Below are 20,452 nucleotides of genomic sequence, written 5' to 3' on the forward strand. Positions count from 1 at the left end.
ATACTCACTGGCCTGTAAATTTTACTATTAATTGCTATTTTAACATAGGCTTGAGGAATCGGGCAGTATGAGAGCCTTCGATGAGTGATACATCTTCCGGCGTGCCTTGAGCGATAATTTCACCGCCTCCTTGGCCACCTTCTGGTCCTAAATCAACAATCCAATCCGCGGTTTTGATCACATCTAGGTTGTGTTCGATCACGACAACGGTATTGCCGTGATCACGCAGGCGATGCAGTACCGTCAGCAATTGTTGTATATCGTGGAAGTGCAGACCTGTAGTCGGCTCGTCGAGAATATATAATGTTTTGCCGGTATCTCGCTTAGATAACTCACGAGCTAGTTTGACGCGCTGCGCTTCACCACCGGATAGGGTAGTCGCAGCTTGGCCTAAGCGAATGTAGGAGAGGCCTACATCCATCAGGGTTTGCAACTTGCGAGCAATCACGGGCACTGGATCGAAGAATTTACGAGCATCTTCGACTGTCATTTCCAGCACTTCATCGATTGTCTTGCCTTTGTAGCGAACTTCTAAGGTTTCGCGATTGTAACGCTTGCCCTTACACACATCACATGGCACATAGACGTCTGGCAGGAAGTGCATTTCGACTTTAATCACACCATCGCCTTGGCAAGCTTCACAACGACCGCCGCGTACGTTGAAACTAAAGCGACCCGGTTTATAGCCACGAGAACGAGACTCTTGAGTTCCGGCAAATAATTCACGAATTGGGGTGAAAATACCTGTGTAGGTAGCTGGGTTTGAACGAGGCGTACGACCAATCGGGCTCTGGTCAATATCGATTACTTTATCAAAATGCTCCAACCCTTTAATCTTCTTATATGGCGCAGGCATAGCTGTAGTCGCACCATTAAGTTGGGTGTGGGCAATCTTAAAGAAAGTGTCGTTGATAAGGGTTGATTTACCCGAGCCAGACACGCCAGTGATACAGCTAAATAGACCGACTGGAATCTCTAAAGTGACATCTTTTAAGTTATTGCCTGAAGCGCCGATAAGCTCAACAACCTTCTTGCTATCTTTAGGCGTGCGATTGCTTGGGATAGAAATTTCTCTCTTACCACTGAGGTACTGTCCGGTTACTGAATTCGGGTTGGCAATAATCTCATCCATTGTCCCTTCTGCAACCACGTTACCACCGTGGACGCCAGCGCCTGGGCCAATATCAATCACGTGATCAGCGATACGAATCGCATCTTCATCGTGCTCAACCACTAACACCGTATTGCCTAGGTCACGTAGGTGAGTCAGAGTTTTAAGTAGGCGTTCGTTATCACGCTGATGTAGGCCGATTGAAGGCTCATCGAGAACATACATCACACCAACCAGCCCTGCACCAATTTGGCTCGCAAGACGGATACGCTGAGCTTCACCACCGGATAAGGTCTCTGCACTGCGAGAGAGATTAAGGTAGTTCAAGCCGACATTAACCAGAAACTGCAGGCGATCATTGATCTCTTTCATCACTTTCTCTGCGATCTGAGCGCGCTGTCCTTCAAGGTGCAAAGAAGCAAAGAAACCTAATGCGTCAGCAATGCTGAGCTCAACAATTTCTGGCAGTGTTGTATCACCGATAAATACATTACGCGCTTCTAGACGTAGGCGACTTCCATCACAGCTAGAACAGGTTTTGGTCGAGATATATTTAGCCAAATCTTCACGCACAGCATTGGATTCAGTATCACGATAGCGGCGTTCGAGGGTATTTAATATCCCTTCAAATGGATGACGCTTAACGCGAATATCACCACGGTCATTAATGTATTTAAACTCAACTTCAGTGCGTCCAGAGCCAGTCAGAATGACATCACGAATTTTCTTTGGTAGTGAGTTAAATGGCGCTTTCAGATCGAAATCATAATGCTCGGCCAGAGAAGAGAGCATCTGGAAGTAGTAATAGTTTTTCTGATCCCAACCTCGGATCGCCCCTTCGGCTAGGCTCAGTGAATCGTCGACGATCACTCGCGCAGGATCAAAGTACTGCTGAACACCAAGACCATCACAAGTGTGACAAGCTCCGGCAGGGTTGTTGAAGGAAAATAGGCGAGGTTCTAGTTCTTGCATGCTATAACCACAGTGTGGGCAAGCGAAGTTAGCAGAGAAGACGATTTCTTCTCCGTCACCGTCCATAGCAGCAACAACAGCAATACCGCCAGAGAGCTCCAGCGCGGTCTCAAACGATTCAGCAAGACGTTGTTGAAGATCGCCACGTACCTTAAAGCGGTCGACAACCACTTCAATGGTGTGCTTTTTATGCAGCTCTAGCGTCGGGGGATCGGAAAGATCACAGGTTTCACCGTCAATTCGTGCGCGAATGAAACCTTGAGCTGCGAGGTTTTCTAAGGTTTTTACGTGCTCACCTTTACGCTCCTTAACGATAGGAGCTAGCAGCATCATCTTCGAACCTTCGGGTAACTCAAGCACTTTATCCACCATCTGGGACACAGTTTGTGCTGCTAGTGGAACCTTATGGTCAGGACAGCGTGGCTCACCAACACGAGCATAGAGCAGTCTTAGATAGTCGTAGACTTCGGTAATGGTACCGACGGTTGAACGTGGGTTATGCGAGGTTGATTTCTGCTCAATTGAGATCGCTGGGGACAGGCCTTCAATATGGTCAACATCAGGCTTTTCCATCAAAGAGAGAAACTGACGAGCGTAAGCGGATAACGATTCGACGTAGCGACGTTGTCCTTCAGCATACAAGGTATCAAAAGCGAGTGATGACTTACCTGAACCAGATAGACCTGTAATCACGATCAACTTATCACGAGGTATGGTTACGTTAATATTTTTCAGGTTATGGGTGCGGGCACCACGGACTTCTATCTGATCCATTCTCAACACTCTAGGTAACAATAAGTTGGCTAAGTATTACATAGTGTGAGAATTGTGCAAAGAAAATACTGGATAAAAAAACAGTAAAAAGGCAGCGATGAGGCTGCCTTAAGAAGAGATAACTATATCGGAGTGAATTAAGCGTTTTCTTTGGTTGTCTTTTGCTTACCTAACTCAGATTTATGTGCGTCTTTTAAGTAAAGATTTTCAAAACAGTAATTCGTTGCTTCGATATAGCCTTCTACGCTGCCGCAGTCAAAGCGTTTGCCTTTGAATTTGTATGCTAATACGCAGCCTGCTTTGGCTTGCTTAAGCAACGCATCAGTGATTTGAATTTCACCACCTTTACCTGGCTCGGTTTTTTCAATCAGTTCAAAAATATCTGGAGTAAGGATATAGCGGCCAATGATCGCTAAGTTGCTTGGTGCTGTGCCAGGTTCTGGTTTTTCGACCATGTCATCGACGCGGAAGATATCGTCTTTGATCATTTCCCCAGAGATAACGCCGTATTTATGGGTTTCATCTTCAGGTACTTCTTGCACCGCGACAATGGAGCAACGGAACTGCTTGAAAAGTGCTACCATTTGCGCCAAAACACCTTCTTGCTCGTTCACACATAAATCGTCTGCGAGTACGACAGCAAAAGGCTCATCACCGATCAGCTCTTTACCTGTAAGGATTGCATGACCTAAGCCTTTCATTTCGCGTTGACGAATGTATGTGAAGTTAGCACTCTCGATAATATCGCGAATATCGACCAGCAGTTCTTCTTTGTTGGTACCACTGATCTGGTGCTCCAATTCATAGTTTTTGTCAAAGTGATCCATGATCGAGTGTTTACCGCGGCCTGTCACGATGCACATCCCGTCCATACCTGCTTGAATCGCCTCCTCGACACCGTATTCAATAAGTGGCTTGTTCACCACTGGCATCATCTCTTTTGGCATTGATTTGGTGGCTGGTAGGAAGCGCGTACCGTAACCCGCTGCCGGAAACAGGCATTTTTTAATCATGATTCATCCCTTGCTATAGATACTTATTCTCAAACTGGCGCAACAATACCACAAGGAAAGTGAATTGTTGATGAATGAGCAGCGAGAAAAACAACCAAATATAATTTGGTTTTAGATTTAAGACAGTGGTCTCATATGTTGTTTCGCCCAAGCTGCAGCCTGTACGCGATTTTTGACGCTTAATTTCTTGAACACTTTCTGCAAGTGGGATTTGACGGTGAACTCACTAATAAACATATCGTCAGCGATTTGAGTGTTGGAAGCCCCTGACATTAAACAGCGTAGGATCTGCATTTCTCTAGTGGTTAAGTCCACGGTAGCGGGAGTGGTATGGGTATCAACAACATTACGGTAGTGGAACAGCAACTGAGCCGTTACTTTTCTTGGTAACCAGGTTTCACCATTGATAACACCTTCATACCCTTTGACTAGCTGCTCTATGTCTAGATCTTGATAGAAAACTGCTTTCAAATGACCAAATGCCAATAGCTCGTCGGTGGTCAAACGATGAGAGACATTAAAAATGATGGTTTCAAATGATTTGTCTGCCAGTGGTAGTTCACTAATCACGTTTTTGAGTTGGGTGTATTCTTGGTAATCAATAATGAGGATGCGATGTTTATACTGTTGTAAGGCCAGTAACAAATCCTTGGGTGTCATCGTTGGAATAGAAATCTCCATCCGTCGCTCTAGGTGTTGAATGATTGGATTTACAGACTTGTTTTCTGTGAGAAAGTAAATGGTTCGTGCGTAGATGTTTTTAGCCATAAGCCCCTCGTTACTGACATTGATTACGTTTCCATTTAGAGTGACTTAAAGGGGAAATATGTGCGAATTGAGGTGCAGGCTTTGCGTTTTATTTCATGCCATTCGGTAATTAACTGATTTCTCAATCTCGATAAGTTTTGAGTTTTCTCTAAAATTACACCGCGCAAGATATAGCTATCTCTAGATTCTAGACATTGTGGTGACAGAGATTTGTACCGAGCGCAAAGCGTGTTATCCTATTGCGCTATTTCTTAATCAATACCAAAGTTAGACGGAGCGAAACATGGCTAGCCGTGGAGTTAACAAAGTTATTTTAGTCGGTAATCTGGGTTCTGACCCAGAAGTACGTTACATGCCAAGTGGCGGTGCTGTAGCCAATATTACTATCGCAACGTCTGAATCGTGGCGTGATAAAGCCACTGGTGAACAGCGTGAAAAAACGGAATGGCACCGTGTTGCACTATTCGGCAAATTAGCTGAAGTTGCTGGTGAGTATCTACGTAAGGGCTCTCAAGTTTACGTTGAAGGCCAACTTCAAACTCGTAAGTGGCAAGATCAAAGTGGTCAAGACCGCTACACAACAGAAGTTGTAGTTCAAGGCTTTAACGGCGTAATGCAAATGCTTGGTGGTCGTGCTCAAGGTGGTGCTCCAGGTCAAGGTATGGGCCAACAGCAGCAACCTCAGCAAGGTGGGTGGGGACAGCCTCAACAGCCTGCAATGCAGCATCAACCTGCTCAACAACCGCAGTCGCAACCACAGCAAGCTCAGCCACAGTACAATGAGCCGCCAATGGATTTTGATGACGACATCCCATTCTAAGTGCCTGTTATTGAAAAAAAGCCGCGCAAGTCGCGGCTTTTTTATATAGTAAATAGAGGGCTAAAATTATTGTCGTCATCAACATCCGTTCCTTACCATGTTGATTTTTAGCCTCTCCAGCATAAATAAACCGATTGTCTATTTAGAAAAGGAATTCTCGATTCATGAGGTATACCCCTACCTTAAAGCTCAGTACTCGGCTGGTTGCTTTTGTCACCATGATCGTTATCAGTGCGATGTTTATCCTTTTCTTAGGTGGCACCCTATCGTTTAAACGTCTTGGGCAAGAATATCTCGATCAATCTCTCAAAGGGATTGTGGAAGTGCTTGATAAAGAAATGGAAGACCCTGATGCCGCCTACTCGCTGCAAAGGTGGATGCCTAAAATGCTCCAAGCCTCCAACATTGTTGAAATGGAGTTGTTGTCTGAGTTTGGCGTGATTTACCGCTTTAAAGATACCTCATCGAAAGTCGAGACTGCATTGCTTTATGAAACCGAGTATACATTGGAGCGCAATCAAGGTTATCGGATACATTTCAAAGCAGTGCCACCTTATATCGGCTATGGCTATTCAATCCAAGCCTTGTGGTCGATCACTTTAGCGGTAGCGTTTATTGTATTTTGTTTGGTGAGGGGACTGAAATGGCTAAAAGAGCAGCTATATGGTTCTGAGCTACTCGAAGAACGCGGCAGAATGATTCTTGCAGGAAGGGTTGAAGAGCACTCGGTCGGGGATGAAAGAGAGTGGCCGTTTACCGCGAGCCAAGCATTAGACCGACTTATTGAAGAGTTGCAAGATGCACGCCAGGAGCGCAGTCGTTTTGATACCTTTATTCGTAGTCAGACGTTTCTAGATCAGTTAACTGGGGCGGCAAACCGAGTGCTGTTTGATAGCAAGTTGGAAGCAGCGCTATCTGAACACGGTTCGCGTGGCGGGATACTGATCCTACGTGTAGATGATTGGGAGCAAATCGAAGAAGACCATGATAAGCAAGTCGCGAATGATTTCCTCATTAGCGTCGGAGAAGGACTGAGCAACGTAATACAGCGTTACCCGGATGTGATCTTGTCGCGCTACTACAGCTCTGACTTTGCGATTTTCGCGCCAAACCTTTCGAGCAAAGAAGTCTCCAATGTGGCTGCTCAATGTCTCAAACAACTTACTAAACTAGCGCCTCCTTCACCTTTAGAAAATGATAATTGGGTACACATTGGGGTCAGTATGTACCGAGAAGGTGAAAGCCAAGGTCGTATTCTTGATGAAGCTGAGACTGCATTAAAGAGTGCCCAGTTGCAAAGAATCAATACTTGGAGCCGATTTCAAAAACACGTCAGTCAAGATGAAGAACGTGGTAGTGTTCGTTGGCGTACGCTATTGGATGTCGCGCTACAACCTGATCAACTCTATATATTTTCCCAACCGTGTTACTTGTTAGATAAGCAAAATGAGCCGTCAGTCGAACATTTTGAGTTGTTTGCTCGCATTAATGATCCTGAAAAAGGGGTCATAAAGGCCTCTCGATTTAACTCAGCGGTAGAGTCTATCGGCTATGAAGCAACACTAGATAAAGCTGTGGTGAAAACAATAATTCGCCATATAAGACATTCAAATGATTCAAACAGTTACTCTATTAACCTGCATGTGGTACCTTTTGCCGAACGGAGTTTCTTTAAATGGTTTCGTGATGAGTTGCTGCAACTGACTAGCGAGCAGAGAGCTAGACTATCTTTTGAGTTTGCTGAAGCTCGCTTGGTTAAGCATTTAGATTACATTCGACCAGTTGCCAAAATGATTACAGGCCTAGGTTGTCGTGTTGTTGTTGGTCAAGCTGGGCGCTCCATTGTTAGTACTCACTACCTGAAAGAGTTTCCGGTTAGCTACCTGAAGTTACACCGAAGTTTAATTAAGAAAATCGACCAACGTCATGAAAACCAATTGTTTGTACGTAGTTTGCTCGGGGCATGTGCAGGACTAAAAACTCAGGTTATCGCTGTAGGTGTCGATAATAAACAAGAGCACAGGACTATGCTTGACCTAGGCGTTCACGGTATTCAAGGGCGATTTTTGGCAGCGGAACAGCAGATGTTGCCTAAGCCAAAAGTGGCTGAGCGCAAAGAACCTATGCAGGTTAAGCAGAACAAAGTACAAATTGGCCGCCGCAACCGTTGGCGCAAAGCGTAGATATAAAGATGAAGATTCAATCTTTAATAGGAAAGTTTAAAAGCAGCAATCAGGCTACGGCAGGTGTTTGCGTCGTGGTGCAACCCAGTGCACTTTTTTTCTCTGCTCCGGCAGACCTCTCCTTGCCGACCCAAGTGGCAATTGAAGGTATCTCATGGCAAGAGGCGCTACTTAACACCTTACGTGACGCTCATGTTACTAATATCTCACTAAAAGTCGTTTTGCACGCCAATATTTATCAAACCTTCCAGGTTGATAAACCCAACATTCCGCCTGAAGAACTGAAAAGTGCATTGCCGTTCTTAGTTAAAGATTTGATTAGTGAGAAAATTACTGAGATTGTTGCTGATTCAGCCCCTATTGCTGTCAACAACAAGCTTCAGGTTTACGTGCTGCAACGCGCTGTGGTTGTTGGGCTATATGAGTCTTTAAAAGAGCTCAAAATTGAGTTGTCAGGAGTGTTGGTTGAAGACGAAGTATGGGGGCATTCCGCTGGCGATATGACGACCTTCTTGCTGTTGCAAAGAAGTAAGCAAGGGGCATTCCGGATTAGTGCCTTTGTCGAATCCCAATGTGCTTTTCAAAGGACGATTCGTGGTGTTGTCGCACCATTAACAGGTATGGTGGCGAGCGCGCTACAACTTGATAGTCTCGCTCTAGAGTTACAACGCTCGATTGATTACCTCTCTTCCCAGATGCGCGGGGCTTCATTGCATCAGTTACAAGTTTGTTGTGATGAAGAGCAGCAGCAAGAACTCATACAAAATTTAGCTGATAGCCTGAGTGTAAAAGTCGCCGCTCTTGCTGATATGGAGCAAGAGTCTGGCACGGTGCTAGCTGAGAGCGCCCTTAAGCTAGAGCAGGTGGAAATCAACTTATTTCCTGATGATTTAAAACCGAGCAAAGAGTACTTCACTATGCCCTACGTTGCGTTGGGCTGGTTTGTCACGGCGCTTTTGTTAGGCCTAGGTTATGTCGGATTAAAATACCAACACAGCCAAATGGACTCTGAGCTGAAAACCTACTTGTCGCAAGAAGTCGAGTTTAAGCAGCAAGCCGAGAGCTTAACCCAACGTGTCGCTCAGCATAAACCAACACCTGCAAAAGTCGCGGCAGTCGCTAGACTTAAGTTAGAGATAGAGGCTAAGCGTAATTCACTACAAGCCGTTGGTGAGTTCGATAATTCACTACAACTGGGTTACTCCGGAGTGATGCGCTCTTTAGCTCAACTTGGTCGTAACGATATTTCATTAAACTCAATCACCATCAATGCGACCCAGTTGGACTTGCATGGATTAGCGCGTGAGGCGAAAGCCATACCAAATTGGATCAATCAGTTTAAAACCGAGTTGAACCTCGTTGGGCGAACGTTTGAAAAACTTAAAATAAGCCGCAATGAGCAGAACATCATTACCTTTGAGCTTAAGACTGAGCAGGAGAGTAAATAATGCAGCAGTACTGGCAGTCGTGGTGTGATCGATTTATCCAACTAAGCGTGAGAGAAAAGGTGTTGATCACTGTCTGTGGTTTTGTGGTCATTATCCTTGGCCTGCTGACACTATTGATTGAGCCAGCCTATGAGCAAAACAGGGCAACCTCGCAGCGCATTGCGTCGACTAAGCTTAATGTACAGCGCTTAGAAGCCGATATTTTGTTGATGACCGCAAAGTTGCAAAAAGATCCGGATCAAGTGCTGAATCAAGAGTACAAACAGCTGATGGTAGAAAGCCAAGAGCTGTCAACGCAATTGGCTGCGATTGTCGAAAACCTTATCGCACCGAGTCAAATGGCTCAGTTGTTGGAACAAGTACTCGCAGATTCTAAAGGTTTGCATTTAGTTTCTTTAGAGTCACAGACGGCAGAGCCAATTGTCAGCAATGAAAGCAATTCCGATTTGGCCAGTTACTATGTGCACCCAGTGAGATTGGAGCTGACTGGCAAGTATTTTGCCATTGTCGATTACTTAGAGGCATTGGAAGCACTACCGGTAAAATATTATTGGCGCAGCTTTCACTACTCGGTTGAGGAGTACCCAACAGCGCGTTTAGTGCTAGAGGTGTATACCTTAGGAACAAGGCAGGAGTTTATAGGTGGTTAGAACGATACTTACACTGCTTTCGGTTGGGGTTTCTCTTAACGTCATGGCATCTCAAGACCCAACTGCACCACTCGGGTGGCAAAGTCCTCAGCAGAGTAAGGCAGCAATTGTAAAGCGTAAGCCAGTGCCTAAGCTACAAAGTATCGTCTGCGAGGAAGTGGGGGGATGTAGCGCCATTATCAATGGTCAGGTTGTACTTGCTGGGGAGCAAGTGAACGGCTACAAAGTGAGTCAAATAAAACCAGAAGTTGTGACCTTAGTTAGAGGTGGCAAGCAGTGGAAATTAAATCTCTTCTCTCTGGAAGTGAAACAGTAAGGTCAGTGGAAACGTATGCGTAAACTCGCGATAGCAATCACGATTACAAGCTTATTAGCCGGTTGTGCGATGGGACATAGAGATCCTGTAGAGGCTAAAAGTACAATTAATCAAGCGATTAACGAAAATAATAGTCGTACCTTAGAGACACTGCCACCTTCGGTTGAAGCTGATCTAATGCCTGAACTTAGCGGTGATGAGGCAGCGGTTTCTAAGGCCATTAAGCGTTTCAGGATTAAAGCCAATGGTGTTGATGCGAAAGCCTTTTTTGCTAGCTTGGTTAAAGGCACGCAGTACAGTGCGGCTATCCACCCCAATGTTACTGGTAATATTACTGTTAATTTAAATGATGTTTCTTTAGATGAAGTATTGTCAGTTGTGCAAGATATGTATGGCTATGACATCGATAAAGTGGGCAATGTCATTCAGATTTATCCTGCAGGTCTTAGGACAGTGACTATTCCTGTTGACTATCTGCAGTTTAAACGCGCGGGGCGCTCCTTAACTTCTATCTCGACAGGGACGATCACTAACACTGACAATAACTCATCTTCGAGTTCAACCAGCTCTACGACTTCTTCTAACTCTAGCTCGAACAACAGTAGTAACAGCGTTAAAGGTGGAACGGAGATAGAAACAACCAGCGAAAGTGATTTTTGGCCTCAATTAGAAACGGCTGTCGCACAGTTGATAGGCTCTGGTGATGGCCAAAGTGTTGTGGTTACGCCACAAGCCAGTGTGATTACAGTACGAGCTTTCCCTGATGAAATCAGAGAAGTGCGTAACTTCTTAGGTGTGTCTCAGCAGCGCATGCATCGCCAAGTGATTTTGGAAGCGAAAATACTGGAAGTCACTTTGAGTGATGGTTATCAGCAAGGGATCAACTGGTCAAAAGCATTCTCTTCTAATGGAACCAACTATTCCTTAGGTCAGGGCTCAATTGTCAAGGATGCTGCGGGGGCTATCGTTCCTGCTGCGTTACCGGGATTAGACTCAATCGGCACTCTGCTCGGCGGGCAATCAAACTTGGTTATTTCGAGTGGCAGCTTTGAAGCGGTACTGAGCTTTATGGCAACCCAAGGTGACCTAAACGTACTTTCTAGTCCACGTGTTACGGCCTCAAATAACCAAAAGGCAGTGATTAAAGTTGGTACAGATAGCTACTACGTGACCGACTTTTCCTCGAATACCAGCACCAGTAGCAACACCAACAATGACAACACGACGACCGATGTCGAATTGACTCCCTTCTTCTCGGGTATCTCGTTAGATGTAACGCCACAGATAGATGATCAGGGCAATGTTCTATTGCATGTTCATCCGGCGGTTCTCGAAGTCAAAGAAGAGCGCAAAACGATAGATTACGGAAACAACAACAGCTTAACGCTGCCACTGGCAACCAGTTCGATTCGTGAATCTGATTCTGTAATTCGTGCACAAGATGGTGATGTGGTCGTGATTGGCGGCTTGATGAAGTCCAACACCTTTGATCAAGTATCGAAAGTGCCATTTTTAGGTGATGTACCTGCGTTAGGGCATTTATTCCGCAATACAACCAAGTTAACTCAGAAAACGGAATTGGTTATTTTGCTTAAGCCTTCGGTAGTCGGTGTTAATACGTGGCAAAAAGAATTGGAGCGCTCGCGGGATCTTTTACAAGAATGGTTCCCTGACGAGCAATAGTCACAATGTATCTTGAGCACTTTGGTTTTGAGAGTTTACCCTTTCATCTCACCCCAGATACGGAGATGTTTCTGGGGCTAGCGCCACATTATGAGGCGATTCAAATGGTCAATTCGGCACTAGAAATGGGTGAAGGGATGATCAAAGTGACTGGAGAGGTCGGTACTGGCAAAACTATGATTTGTCGTGTACTGGTTAAGTACTTTAAATCGAGTGTTCAATTGGTTTTTGTGCCAAATCCTGCCTTAAATGGAAGCCAGTTACGCTTAGCAGTTGCAAGTGAGTTGGGTCTGAGTACTGACAATGAAGCGACAATTGTTGATGAGATTCAAAAGCGCCTGATAGAACTCAAAAAAAAGCAAAAGCAGGTGGTGGTTTTAGTCGATGAAGCGCAGGCATTGAGTGATGACGCGTTAGAAGTTCTTAGATTGTTTGGCAACCTAGAAACAGAGCAAGAAAAGCTCTTGCAGATCATCTTGCTTGGTCAACCTGAACTCGATGAGCGTTTAGCCAGTCATCACCTAAGGCAGTTTCGTCAGCGTATTACCTTCAGTGCCAAACTGCGGGGGCTAACTTTAGATGAGTGTGTCGCTTATATCGAGAGTCGCTTGAAGAAAGCGGGCGGCAGCGAGAATCTTTTTTTGCTCGCGCACAAAAAGGCAATCTGGCGGGCAAGCAAGGGCTATCCACGTCTGATTAACCAGATTTGCCATAAAGCTCTGCTACTGGCGAGTAGCGACAAACAAGAACAGGTGGCGAATGGTCATTTGTTCGATGCGATTCATGACACTTACGACAGTAGTAAACCAAAATTCAAGAGCCCGCTGTTATGGGGGTGGAGTTAAACAATGAGTGCGATTAATAATGCGCTGTCCCAACTAGCCAATGACAAGTCCACTTTGGCCAAGGGTATCTGCAAAGCGAATGTGCAGCCAGTAAAGCAAAGAGCCGTATTGCCATGGGTGGTTGGGAGCTTCACGCTAAGCTTGGCAGTTGGTGGCTGGGCGCTCTCGCAACAATCGCCATCAGAGGTGGTTGTTAGCTCTATCACGACTACTGACAGCCAGCAACAAACTGTGGAGTCTCCTACGACAAAGGTAGCTGTTGTCGACCAACCTGTTTATCAAACATTAGTAGAAGAGGATGTTTCCCCTCGCTCGAAACCCGCCTCATCGGTTCAACCTCAAGCTAAGCAACCAACCAAACCTGTTGTGATTGCTAAAGCGGCCACAAGTACGCCGGCTTCGGCTTCAAATCCTGCTCCCACTCAAGGTGAAGTGGTGATAGAGCAAGTGGAGCTGACACCAGAGCAGCTTTCAGCCAAAGCTCAAGAGCGAGCGAAAAAGGCGCTCGACAGCAATAACCTCACTGATGCGCTAAATCACTACGCCGAATCATTGCGTTATACGCCAACGAATAAACAGGTAAGAAAACGCCTCGCTGCCCTTTACTATGGCAAGGGTGAAGTACGTAAGGCAGCAGATATCCTGCAAAAGGGAATTGCATTAGACAGCAATGACTCTGCCTTACGCCTCTCCTTGGCAAAAATGTTGATGAAAGAGCAGCAAAATGCGGTAGCACTCACTGTGTTAAGTACGCTCCCAGCATCAGTTCCTGTTGAATACCTTTCTCTCCGCGCAGCATTAGCCCAAAAAGAGAAACAAGATCAACTTGCATTACAAAGTTACCAACAGCTCGTTCAACGAGAGCCGGAAAGTGGTCGCTGGTGGATGGGGTTAGGTATTCAACAAGAGCGCGCATTTCAGTTAGCGGATGCCAAGTCATCTTACTCACAAGCCTTGACGAAGCTGGGTCTCTCTAGCCAATCGCAACAGTTTATACGTGACCGAATTTCCTTGATTGAAAGTTTAGAGGAGCAGCCGAGTGAAAATTAAGCTAAGAAAACGTCTCGGCGACTTACTGGTTGAAGAAGGTATTATTACCGAGCAGCAAGTAGAACAAGCACTGAGTGCGCAAAAATCAACAGGCCGAAAATTAGGTGCAACACTGATAGAGCTTGGGGCTTTGACCGAGCATCAGATGTTGTCATTCTTATCACAACAACTTGATATTCCTCTAATTGATCTCAGTCGAGCTGATGTCGATGTCGAGGCTGTGCAACTTCTTCCAGAAGTACATGCTAGACGACTGAGAGCGTTAGTGATCGGTCGCCACATGGATACTTTACGCGTTGCGATGAGTGATCCTGCCGACCTCTTTGCTCAAGAAGCATTGCTAGGTCAACTCGCTCAATATGGTATCGAGTTTGTGATCGCACCAGAAAATCAATTGGTGGAGGGGTTCGATCGTTATTATCGCCGCACTAAGGAAATTGCCTCTTTTGCTGAGCAGTTACAGGCTGAGCACCAAGTGACCGAAGCCTTTGATTTCAGTATTGAAGGTGATGATAGCGAAGAAGTGACGGTTGTTAAGTTGATCAACTCGCTGTTTGAAGATGCGATTCAAGTTGGGGCATCAGATATCCACATCGAACCGGACTCGAATGTATTGCGCTTGCGTCAACGTATTGATGGTGTCTTACACGAGACACTACTTAACGAGGTTAATATTGCCTCTGCTCTAGTCTTGCGCTTGAAGTTGATGGCTAATCTGGATATTTCCGAAAAGCGCTTGCCGCAAGATGGACGCTTCAATATCCGTTCGAAAGGTCAGTCGGTTGATATTCGTATGTCGACTATGCCCGTTCAGTACGGTGAGTCGGTGGTAATGCGTCTGCTTAATCAGTCCTCGGGTGTGCGTAAGTTAGAAGAGTCGGGTATTCCTTCTCATCTCCTCGATAAGTTAAGGCGTCAACTCCGTCGCCCACACGGCATGATTTTGGTAACCGGACCAACGGGTTCAGGTAAAACCACTACCTTGTATGGTGCGTTGAGTGAGCTTAATGAGCCGGGCAAAAAGATTATCACCGCTGAGGATCCTGTCGAGTACCGACTACCACGTGTCAATCAGGTACAAGTTAACCCCAAGATCGACCTTGATTTCTCGACGGTACTGAGAACTTTCCTCCGTCAGGATCCGGATATTATACTTGTCGGTGAGATGCGTGACCAAGAGACGGTCGAGATTGGTTTACGAGCGGCGCTTACTGGTCACTTGGTATTGAGTACTTTGCACACTAATGACGCGATAGATAGCGCGCTGCGAATGATGGATATGGGGGCGCCAGGTTATTTGGTCGCGAGTGCGGTTCGTGCTGTGGTTGCGCAGAGACTGGTACGTAAAGTTTGCCCTGATTGTAAAACCGAGGAGCAGCTTGACGATGCAAGAGTGCAGTGGCTTGCTCAGCGTTTCCCTAATCAAGTTGGGGCGAGTTTTGTGAAGGGGCGAGGTTGCCAGAACTGTAACCTCACAGGCTATCGAGGCCGGATAGGTGTGTTTGAGATGCTTGAGCTCGAGCAAGAGATGATGGACATGCTGCGCGCCAATGATGCGGTTGGGTTTTCTAAAGTAGCGCGGCAGTCAGCAAATTATAAACCTTTGTTGGCATCAGCGATGGAGTTAGCCTTGCAGGGGACAGTAAGTTTAAGTGAAGTGATGAGCCTAGGTGAAGGCGATTCATCTGGTTTCCAGCAAGCGATTTATATCTAAGGTAAACGATGAAGAGCTTTCGATACCAAGGACGAAATCTTGATGGCAGTGCGGTTTCAGGGCAGCTAGAAGCATCAACTCAAGAAGCCGCAGCAGAGCAGCTTATGGGCAAAGGTATTATTCCAATTAATATCTCAGTTCATAGTGGTAAGAGCCCGTTGAATCTTGACCTTAAGGCGCTGTTTACCCCTGCGATTCCTTTAGAGGTGTTGGTTATTTTCTGCCGTCAGCTTTATAGCTTAACCAAAGCAGGGGTCCCTCTGCTTCGCTCTATGAAAGGGCTGAGCCAAAATAGCGCCAACAAACAGCTGCAAGCTGCGCTCGAAGATGTGACGCAAGAACTCACAAATGGTCGCAGTTTGTCTGCCTCTATGCAGTTATTCCCTAAGGTATTTAGCCCGTTGTTTGTTTCTATGATCCACGTCGGTGAGAATACTGGTCGACTCGATCAAGCTCTGTTGCAGCTTGCTAATTATTACGAACAAGAAGTAGAGACACGCAAACGAATCAAAACTGCGATGCGTTATCCAACGTTTGTTATCAGCTTTATTGTTATTGCTCTGTTTATTCTTAACGTCAAAGTGATCCCTCAGTTTTCCAGTATGTTCTCTCGCTTTGGCGTGGATCTTCCTCTACCGACTCGCATTTTAATTGCGACGTCAGAGTTTTTTGTCAACTACTGGATCATGATGGTAGCAGGAATAGTAGCGGTTTTGTTTGGTTTTAGAGCTTGGCTAAATACCGCCAGTGGAAGAGAAAAGTGGGATAAGTTTCGTTTACGAATGCCTGTAGTAGGTGAGTTGATTAATCGCGCCCAGCTGTCGCGTTTTTCGCGTACATTTGCTCTGATGCTTAAAGCGGGAGTGCCGTTGAACCAGTCTTTGGCGCTCTCAGCAGAAGCCCTCGGCAATAAGTTTTTAGAGAACAGACTCATTGAGATGAAGTCCTCTATTGAAGCGGGGGGAACTATCTCTGCAACAGCAATAAATAGTGGTGTGTTTACCCCACTGGTTATTCAAATGATCAGTGTCGGTGAAGAAACGGGTCGTATCGATGAGTTGCTATTAGAAGTAGCCGATTTTTACGACCGTGAAGTCGATTATGATTTAAAGACGCTAACCGCACGGATCGAACCTATCTTGCTTGTCATTGTGGCAGGTATGGTTTTGATTCTGGCTCTAGGTATCTTCCTACCAATGTGGGGAATGTTAGATGCCATTAAAGGCTAATTTAATCAGCTACATAGAGCGATTACGGCTAGCAATTTGGTTACTGGTAATTGTCTGTTTGATCATGAGCTTTATGTTGGTGTGGCAAAACGTGGTTAAAGAAGCCAATCAATCGGCTTTTTTGCTCGCGAGTCAAAGAATCGTTGAGCGAGCAAACTACTACAAACAGCAGTGGTTGTTATCTGGGCAGCAAAATGAGATAACTATTGATGGTCTTACGTTGAACTATACTAGTATGGGGTGGATTAAACCTTTGGGTGATAGGCAGCAGGTGAATTGCTCGTATTGGCTAGATATCTTATACCCACAGCATGAGGTTTTAGGTAATCGACCTAGCCAGATTGAAAATCAAATTATAGATAACGGCTATCATTGTAATTATCTATATAGCAACAACAGATTAATCTCCATTACTTTGATAGATAATAGGTTTATAGCTAAGACCGGTTTCTTGGCGGAGTAGAGTTATTGAGACTCTCAATATGGCGAATTAATGCAATTTCCGTATAATGCACGGTACATAACGGTAGGTGATAAGTATATGTCAAACAAACAGTCTGGTTTCTCACTAGTTGAGCTCGTTGTGGTTATCGTGGTGGTTGGCCTACTCGCTGTTGCTGCCTTACCGCGCTTCTTGGATGTAACCGATGAAGCGAAAAAAGCCAGCGTTGAGGGTGTTGCTGGTGGTTATGCGACTGGGGTTTTGTCAGCTAGAGCGCAATGGGAAGCGGAAGCGAGACCTTCAGTGACAGTCAACTCGGTTGTGCGAAATACAGTAAATTATGACGGCGTTAAATTTTGGCTGACCAGTACCAGTCAATCTGGTGGTGACTTTAGAGATGGTTACCCTTTTGCCATCAACACCAATGATGCTAACTTTCCTACCGAGTTAACTAACACAATTTGTGTTGAGCTGATGACCAATTTACTGCAAAACCCACCAAAAGTAGGGACAGTAACTGAGGCTCAAGCGGATTCTAATATTAAGTATTCAGCACAGGCTGATAATGCTGCGTCAACTTGCACTTATATTCAGCGAGAAGGCAATAGCCAGCATCAGTTTGTTTATGAAATTGAAACTGGTCGTGTGACCGTAACTTTGCAGTAACTCTGCAGCCCACAACATAGAGAGATTTTTACTATGAAAAGACAAGGCGGTTTCACCCTAATTGAACTAGTGGTGGTAATTGTGATTCTTGGTATTCTTGCAGTGACTGCAGCACCAAGATTTCTAAATTTGCAAAATGATGCCCGTCAAGCCTCACTCCAAGGACTAAAGGGGGCAATTGATGGAGCTGCGGGTATTGTCTATGGTAAGGCCGCAATAGATGGTAAGGAGACATCTAGCTCTGCAGTAAACGTATCAGGTATTAGCACTATATACGGTTATCCAACTGCTACTGCTGCAGGGATAGGTGAAGCGGTTGTTGGATTAGGTACGGACTGGGATATAGTCGCTAGTTCTGGAACAAGCATTACTTACAGTTTTGAAGGTACTACAGATGCCAATTGTGCTGTCGTATATACACAAGCCTCTGGTACAAGTACCACGAGTGCTGCTTCGGCGAGTGTCGTCACTACAGGGTGTAGCAACTAATTACTTAAAGGTCAGCACACGCTGACCTTTTTTATAACCGATTATTCAACCCTGTAACCTATCAAAAATCCTTAATAAACAACAGCTCTAGTCCCATCTGGTATATACTCAACTTAAGTATACGTCCCACGGTCACTGGTTATGGCTCGGTCAAAAGTCTCTGGTTTTACATTAGTCGAACTTATCGTCGTTATTTTATTGGTGTCGATTGTTTCAGTCTATGCTGCCAGCCGTTATTCGGGTCGTTCTGGTTTCTCTCCTTACGCTGCCCAAGAACGCATTATTTCGGTTATTCGCCAAGTTCAGGTTAATCGCATGCAGTCTAATGTTGATATGGACGCAATCACTGGCAATACCAACTTTACGCTTAGTTTACTCAGCAACTGCATTGGCTCTCAGGCTGCCTGTGTCGCACGCGACGATGGGCGCAGCGATTGGGTCTCGCTCAATGATGTTTCTTTTACTTCCAATGTTGGCGCACTGGTTAATTTTGATTTGCTAGGCAATCCTGATAGCGTCGCAACTCCCATTAATATACAAATGACCTCGACGGACGGCACTTGTGTCGCTGTACAAATCAATGCAGTGGGCTATGTTTCACCGGGGAGTTGTTAATGGAGCGTATGCGCGGTTTTACATTGGTTGAAAGCGTGATAGTCATTGTTGTCATGGGTATTGCTATGCTTACTATTACTAGCTTTTTAGTCCCCCAAGTATCGCGTAGTGCTGACCCACATTACCAAACGCGAACTGCTGCTTTAGGGCAGAGTGTGATGACTCAGATATTGGCGCGTAAGTTTGATCAAAATAGTGGCGATCAAGGTGGTATACCGCGCTGTTCATCAACAGATGCTGGGTCTACCGCTTGTACCGCCCTAGGTAACTTTGGAATCGATACAGGCGAGACTGACAACAACCCTGATGCTTATAACGATGTTGATGATTTCCATGGCTGCTGGGAGCCTTTAGCAACCAATGGTTGTCGTGATCTAAACTTGCTAGTTGGAGGGAGTAGTTATCTTAACTTTCGAGTCGATATTGATGTCACATATGCGATAACGAATCAGCTTAAACGAATCCGCCTTACTGTGAGTGCCTCTGATCAAACTCCGATCGTGCTTAATGCTTATCGAGGTAACTACTGATGAAAGTGAAAGGCTTTACTTTAATCGAAATGGTGGTGACCTTGATTGTCGGGGCGATCTTAGTACTTGGTATTGCTGGATTTGTTGAGCTAGGTGCTCGCGGTTATAGCGATACGGTTGATAGGCAGCGGCTGCAGACCCAAGCCAAGTTTATTCTTGAGAAGATGTCTCGTGAAGTACGCCATGCAGTGCCCAATATGCTCAATAGTGACTTGGCTATTCCTCAGGCAAACAGTTGTATTTCCTTCTTTCCTATTGTCGAGTCAGGTTTTTATGCCATATCAGGGGCAGATATCAACTTTGTAGTAGGACGCAATGGGGTGACTGTCGCTAACATTAATACACTCAACATGGTAATTAATCCAACCCAAGCAAACCCAACTACCAATGTATTTCCGTTAGCCAATGTCAGCAGTGCGAGTAATACTTTTATATTGCCAGATGCAGCAGCTTCTATCGCTGGAGGCTCAGTATCAAATCGCCACTATATCTACAACCCCAATGGAATGGTCAACTATTGTTTGGTAGCGGGTCAGCTTCGACGCAGTGTGAGTGGGGCGAATGCGCTGCCACTATCGGATTCTGGTGTTACTGGAACGCTAACTTACACGCCTGCAACTGTGCAAAACAATGGCATCGTTCAGGTAAATATGACCTTCAACAATGCGGCTGGTGATGAATCAACTAACTTTATACAAGAGATACAGGTGTTAAATGTCCCGTAATAAACAGCAGGGTAGTTTATACATAGTCATTATCTTTGTATTGGTAGTGATGGGTTTCCTTGCCACCACATTGAGCCAGATTAGTTGGTCGAACAGTGACAGTCATGCCAAAGATGTTGTTGGTACTCAAGCGGCGTTATTAGCGCACTCTGGTAATGAATGGGCACTCGAACAAATTTATGGCATTACGAGTACTAACCCAGTCAGTACGCAGTGTCCTGCTATCAATGGGACGAATATTAGTACGTTTGATACCACGGTAAATTGCCAAGATGTGCAGGTAAGCTGTGAGTCGCGCGGTGGGCAATTGTCTGATGGAAGTCAGATGTACGTAATCAGTTCAACGGCGATATGTGGTATCGGTATTATCCAAATGCAGCGCAACCAAGAAGTATGGATTCGGGAGTAG

Annotated in this window: 20 protein-coding genes; 17 read left to right on the plus strand and 3 right to left on the minus strand. The window is 45.4% G+C overall.

Going from position 1 to position 20,452, the window contains the following annotated elements:
• Positions 1-34: 34 nt before the first annotated feature.
• The 3 genes from uvrA to AC6R00_RS11515 all read right to left on the minus strand — a co-directional run bounded on the left by uvrA (position 35) and on the right by AC6R00_RS11515 (position 4,638).
• Positions 35-2,857: an excinuclease ABC subunit UvrA gene (gene uvrA, locus AC6R00_RS11505; RefSeq protein ID WP_500640490.1), complete on the minus strand. Its 2,823-nt coding sequence runs from the start codon at positions 2,855-2,857 to the stop codon at positions 35-37.
• Positions 2,858-2,994: 137 nt separating this feature from the next.
• Positions 2,995-3,870 carry a UTP--glucose-1-phosphate uridylyltransferase GalU gene (gene galU, locus AC6R00_RS11510; protein WP_500640491.1) on the minus strand — a complete coding sequence of 292 codons (876 nt, stop codon included), beginning with the start codon at positions 3,868-3,870 and terminating at the stop codon, positions 2,995-2,997.
• Positions 3,871-3,987: 117 nt separating this feature from the next.
• Positions 3,988-4,638 carry a LuxR C-terminal-related transcriptional regulator gene (locus tag AC6R00_RS11515; protein WP_500640492.1) on the minus strand — a complete coding sequence of 217 codons (651 nt, stop codon included), beginning with the start codon at positions 4,636-4,638 and terminating at the stop codon, positions 3,988-3,990.
• Positions 4,639-4,921: 283 nt separating this feature from the next.
• Between AC6R00_RS11515 and AC6R00_RS11520 the strand changes: the two genes are divergently transcribed.
• The 17 genes from AC6R00_RS11520 (at position 4,922) to AC6R00_RS11600 (ending at position 20,452) form a co-directional block, all read left to right on the plus strand.
• Positions 4,922-5,458 (plus strand): single-stranded DNA-binding protein, encoded by a 537-nt coding sequence (locus AC6R00_RS11520; RefSeq protein WP_069667424.1) that lies wholly within the window; start codon positions 4,922-4,924, stop codon positions 5,456-5,458.
• A gap of 164 nt (positions 5,459-5,622) precedes the next feature.
• The gene (gene csrD / locus AC6R00_RS11525) at positions 5,623-7,641 is read left to right on the plus strand and encodes an RNase E specificity factor CsrD (protein WP_500640493.1); all 2,019 of its coding nucleotides are present in this window, start codon (positions 5,623-5,625) and stop codon (positions 7,639-7,641) included.
• An 8-nt stretch (positions 7,642-7,649) separates the two neighbouring features.
• Entirely contained in the window at positions 7,650-9,089 is a 1,440-nt protein-coding gene (locus AC6R00_RS11530; protein ID WP_500640494.1) for an MSHA biogenesis protein MshI, read from the plus strand.
• Positions 9,089-9,739, plus strand: a complete 651-nt coding sequence (locus tag AC6R00_RS11535) for an MSHA biogenesis protein MshJ (protein ID WP_500640495.1) — start codon at positions 9,089-9,091, stop codon at positions 9,737-9,739. Before AC6R00_RS11530 ends, AC6R00_RS11535 begins: the two co-directional genes overlap by 1 nt.
• Entirely contained in the window at positions 9,732-10,055 is a 324-nt protein-coding gene (locus AC6R00_RS11540) for an MSHA biogenesis protein MshK (protein ID WP_500640496.1), read from the plus strand. Before AC6R00_RS11535 ends, AC6R00_RS11540 begins: the two co-directional genes overlap by 8 nt.
• Before the next feature lie 15 nt (positions 10,056-10,070).
• Positions 10,071-11,738 carry a pilus (MSHA type) biogenesis protein MshL gene (mshL, locus tag AC6R00_RS11545; RefSeq protein WP_500640497.1) on the plus strand — a complete coding sequence of 556 codons (1,668 nt, stop codon included), beginning with the start codon at positions 10,071-10,073 and terminating at the stop codon, positions 11,736-11,738.
• 5 nt (positions 11,739-11,743) lie between these two features.
• Positions 11,744-12,583: an ExeA family protein gene (locus tag AC6R00_RS11550; RefSeq protein WP_500640498.1), complete on the plus strand. Its 840-nt coding sequence runs from the start codon at positions 11,744-11,746 to the stop codon at positions 12,581-12,583.
• Positions 12,584-12,586: 3 nt separating this feature from the next.
• Positions 12,587-13,633: a tetratricopeptide repeat protein gene (locus tag AC6R00_RS11555; RefSeq protein ID WP_500640499.1), complete on the plus strand. Its 1,047-nt coding sequence runs from the start codon at positions 12,587-12,589 to the stop codon at positions 13,631-13,633.
• Positions 13,623-15,347 (plus strand): MSHA fimbrial ATPase MshE, encoded by a 1,725-nt coding sequence (gene mshE / locus AC6R00_RS11560; RefSeq protein ID WP_500640500.1) that lies wholly within the window; start codon positions 13,623-13,625, stop codon positions 15,345-15,347. Before AC6R00_RS11555 ends, mshE begins: the two co-directional genes overlap by 11 nt.
• Before the next feature lie 8 nt (positions 15,348-15,355).
• Entirely contained in the window at positions 15,356-16,576 is a 1,221-nt protein-coding gene (locus tag AC6R00_RS11565) for a type II secretion system F family protein (protein ID WP_500640501.1), read from the plus strand.
• Complete coding sequence (locus AC6R00_RS11570) at positions 16,560-17,039, plus strand: MSHA biogenesis protein MshF (RefSeq protein WP_500640502.1); 480 nt, start codon at positions 16,560-16,562, stop codon at positions 17,037-17,039. Before AC6R00_RS11565 ends, AC6R00_RS11570 begins: the two co-directional genes overlap by 17 nt.
• 78 nt (positions 17,040-17,117) lie before the next feature.
• A complete protein-coding gene (locus AC6R00_RS11575; protein ID WP_500640503.1) occupies positions 17,118-17,684 on the plus strand; it encodes a prepilin-type N-terminal cleavage/methylation domain-containing protein in 567 nt (188 codons plus the stop codon).
• A 33-nt stretch (positions 17,685-17,717) separates the two neighbouring features.
• Complete coding sequence (locus tag AC6R00_RS11580; protein ID WP_500640504.1) at positions 17,718-18,173, plus strand: prepilin-type N-terminal cleavage/methylation domain-containing protein; 456 nt, start codon at positions 17,718-17,720, stop codon at positions 18,171-18,173.
• Between the two features lie 141 nt (positions 18,174-18,314).
• Positions 18,315-18,788 carry a type II secretion system protein gene (locus AC6R00_RS11585; RefSeq protein WP_500640505.1) on the plus strand — a complete coding sequence of 158 codons (474 nt, stop codon included), beginning with the start codon at positions 18,315-18,317 and terminating at the stop codon, positions 18,786-18,788.
• The gene (locus tag AC6R00_RS11590; RefSeq protein ID WP_500640506.1) at positions 18,788-19,318 is read left to right on the plus strand and encodes a type IV pilus modification PilV family protein; all 531 of its coding nucleotides are present in this window, start codon (positions 18,788-18,790) and stop codon (positions 19,316-19,318) included. The genes AC6R00_RS11585 and AC6R00_RS11590 overlap by 1 nt, the downstream gene beginning before the upstream one ends.
• A complete protein-coding gene (locus AC6R00_RS11595) occupies positions 19,318-20,043 on the plus strand; it encodes a PulJ/GspJ family protein (protein ID WP_500640507.1) in 726 nt (241 codons plus the stop codon). The genes AC6R00_RS11590 and AC6R00_RS11595 overlap by 1 nt, the downstream gene beginning before the upstream one ends.
• Positions 20,033-20,452 carry an MSHA biogenesis protein MshP gene (locus AC6R00_RS11600; RefSeq protein ID WP_500640508.1) on the plus strand — a complete coding sequence of 140 codons (420 nt, stop codon included), beginning with the start codon at positions 20,033-20,035 and terminating at the stop codon, positions 20,450-20,452. The genes AC6R00_RS11595 and AC6R00_RS11600 overlap by 11 nt, the downstream gene beginning before the upstream one ends.

This window comes from Vibrio sp. R10-SF1-ISO8 (genome assembly GCF_059833805.1).